This window comes from Chamaesiphon sp. OTE_8_metabat_110, from assembly GCF_031382685.1.
Lineage (GTDB): Bacteria > Cyanobacteriota > Cyanobacteriia > Cyanobacteriales > Chamaesiphonaceae > Chamaesiphon.
This window is the reverse complement of sequence record NZ_JANMZA010000245.1, coordinates 1-2,289: the sequence shown is the minus strand read 5'-3', so window position 1 is coordinate 2,289 and position 2,289 is coordinate 1. Positions and strand designations below refer to the sequence as shown.

Annotated in this window: 2 protein-coding genes and 1 pseudogene; 1 reads left to right on the top strand and 2 read right to left on the bottom strand. The window is 48.8% G+C overall.

Annotation, left to right across the window (positions count from 1 at the left end):
- A pseudogene (locus RMO52_RS09045) lies at positions 1-311 on the bottom strand (hypothetical protein); the annotation flags it as partial.
- A 266-nt stretch (positions 312-577) separates the two neighbouring features.
- Here RMO52_RS09045 and hisA point away from each other — a divergent pair.
- A complete protein-coding gene (gene hisA, locus RMO52_RS09040; protein WP_310413120.1) occupies positions 578-1,369 on the top strand; it encodes a 1-(5-phosphoribosyl)-5-[(5-phosphoribosylamino)methylideneamino]imidazole-4-carboxamide isomerase in 792 nt (263 codons plus the stop codon).
- On the opposite strand, the gene RMO52_RS09035 is transcribed toward hisA, so the two are convergent.
- Positions 1,356-2,289, bottom strand: a 934-nt coding sequence (locus tag RMO52_RS09035) for an Hpt domain-containing protein (RefSeq protein ID WP_310413117.1), incomplete at its 5' end; no start/stop codon positions are given. The genes hisA and RMO52_RS09035 overlap by 14 nt on opposite strands.

The following is a 2,289-nucleotide window of genomic DNA, read 5'->3' as shown; positions in this document are numbered from 1 at the left end:
GGGAGGCTAATCGTGTCATTAATCGACAGGACGGCGACATTTTTACCAGCTTTATTGAGTTTTGCTTCGGCAAAGCCTTTTTTCTCTTGAGAAAAGACGCGGGCATAGCCATTGGCGGCAGCCGGGAAAAATTGATTGAATTGACCGCCGTCTGCGGCATTTTTGGCAACTGCGGCGGGGGCATTTCTACCCGACGTTTCTTTTTGAGTTGCGGCGTACTTGGATGGTTCTTTACTCGAACAAGCAGAAAATAGTAAGACTACCGATAAGAGGAGTGGTAATAACGCTTTGCGCCAGTTGGAAACAATCATGGTTCGATTTTAAAGATCTGAACATTTCCATTGTCCCCTATGGCAGTCTCGATCGTGGTAGGAAAACCGATCTTAAATCGGGCGGTAAGCAAGATGGGATAGGGGATAGAGGTAGTAAACTGGTGTGAATTCTCTCGCTTGGAGCTTAATTATAGTAGGCAATACCTCGCTTTGATGCGATCGTGGTAACTACCAGATAGCGTTTGCCGATCGTGCTTTGTTTGTATAATTCGATCGAGCGATGTTCTAATTTCTTCTCAAAACTTATGGATATTTTTCCCGCGATCGATCTGTTAGATGGTAAATGTGTCAGATTGTATCAGGGTGATTACGATCGATCGCAGGTATTTAACGATAATCCTACTGATATGGCGCATTCTTGGCTGGTGCAAGGTGCCAATAAATTACATCTAGTGGATTTAGATGGGGCTAAAGCTGGGCATCCTGTCAATCTAGACGCGATCGCGAGTATTGTAGAAATGGTCAAAACAACTGCGACTCAACCAGTACAGATTCAGGTCGGTGGCGGACTGCGAACTGAAGCGAGCGTCAGGCAGCTATTGGATTTGGGAGTCGATCGGATTATTCTGGGAACAGTAGCGGTAGAACAACCAGAATTAGTCCAAGATTTATGTCAAAAATATCCGCAGCAAATCGTCATCGGCATCGATGCGCGCGCTGGCAAAGTGGCAACTAAAGGCTGGCTAGAAACTTCGGAAGTAACGGCGGTAGATTTAGCACAACGGATGGCAGACATGGGTGCCGCCGCAATTATTTACACGGATATCCATCGAGATGGCACCCTGACCGGGCCAAACTTGGCAGCACTCCGGGAACTAGCTAGCGCGATCTCGATCCCCGTCATTGCCTCTGGCGGCGTGAGTTCCCTGCGAGATTTGCTCGATTTGCTATCGCTGACTACTTTAGGTGTAACTGGCGCAATTGTCGGTCGCGCACTGTACACCAAGGAAGTCGATCTCACCGCAGCGATTCGCGCTGTTGGTGATGGGAGATGGCAAGATGTGCCGCCAGATCTGGGTGCAACTAGTTTTGCTTAGAATTGGAAATCACTCGATGCAGTAAGACCACCAACTCAGTCACTTGCTGACGGCTGAAGTTTTGGAGGATACCTTGAGCTGCGCCGCGAACATCCACAGGAATGGTAATTTGGGTAGCTGCTGGTGCGGTGGACGCTACGGGGGCTACGGGAGCCGCAGTAGTAGTTGCCTGCTGGAGACTCGCCGAAATCGCGATCTCGCGATCTCGCCGTGCTGCCAATAAATCACCAGCTTGTTTTAGCTCGCGGATAATCAGGGGCGCTACCGCATTATAAGTGTTGTGGGGATTGACGATCGCTTGGGTAGTAGCGTGGACTAGCGATTGCCAGTTTGCTGCGTCGGGTTCGAGCTTCGTCAAGGATTGAGAGATACTCGCGAGTTGTTGTCTATTAGCCGGATTGTCACCTTGTTTAAATAGTGCCAACATTTGCTGAAGCGTACTAGTCACTACGGCAACGATGTTTACGGGTGGTGCCATCACGGCTATACCGCCACCAATACTTACTTCTGTTGCTACGACTGAGGTTTCGCGGCTAATCGTATCGTGGGTATTGGTATTGAGCATCTCTTCGAGATATTCTTGCAACGCCACAAAATTTGCCGCCGAACCAGTGAGAATTTCCGCAACGATTTCGGGACGCAAACTCAGTGTTGGCGAGTTTGCTAATTCTTCAACCAGTGCCTTGAGCGCATCATAGCCGCCAAGAAATAGGGTTTCTAATTTTTGGTCGATCGGGACGGGCTGATCCCGTAAAATCTTAAAGCAATCTTCTAATTTATGGGCGGTTGCTTGAATACCTTCAAAACCCAACATTGCGGCACCACCTTTAATCGAGTGAGCGGCGCGAAACATTTCATTGACACGCTCGGCATCAGAGATCACTTCTGCCAGATCTAGTAGTCCTTGCTCTACTGTCTCT

Bases quoted from the DNA above. Each gene is read 5' to 3' on its own strand.
- hisA (WP_310413120.1), top strand. From the start codon at position 578: ATGGATATTTTTCCCGCGATCGATCTGTTAGATGGTAAATGTGTCAGA.